General features: G+C 61.6%; 1 protein-coding gene. It reads left to right on the plus strand.

What is annotated here, in order from left to right:
- Window positions 1–18: 18 nt before the first annotated feature.
- Window positions 19–281, plus strand: a 263-nt coding sequence (locus QWJ41_RS21040; RefSeq protein ID WP_302710433.1) for a hypothetical protein, incomplete at its 3' end; no start/stop codon positions are given.

Below are 281 nucleotides of genomic sequence, written 5' to 3' on the forward strand. Positions count from 1 at the left end.
TTCTTAACTTCTTTACGTATGAACCAACCTCCGCGTCCGGAGGGCGTTGATAGCGGAATCGTCGAGGAGATCCTGCGGGAGCTCGACATCAACGAACTCGTTGCTCTGAGCTATGAGCACTTGATCTTCGCGCAAGTCGAGCCCCGCCCGGCGGATTTGGAAGCGGGAGCGTGGCAGATCCGGTCGCCGTTTGGTGCGCCGGGCGACCTGTCCGGGGTCCTCACGATCGATGCCGACGGTAGGCGCTGGCATGACGCGCTTCGCCCGCCTCACATTCCGAA

Origin of the sequence: Nocardioides cremeus (assembly GCF_030518195.1) — a bacterium.
In the GTDB taxonomy this organism is placed as follows: Bacteria; Actinomycetota; Actinomycetes; order Propionibacteriales; family Nocardioidaceae; genus Nocardioides; species Nocardioides cremeus.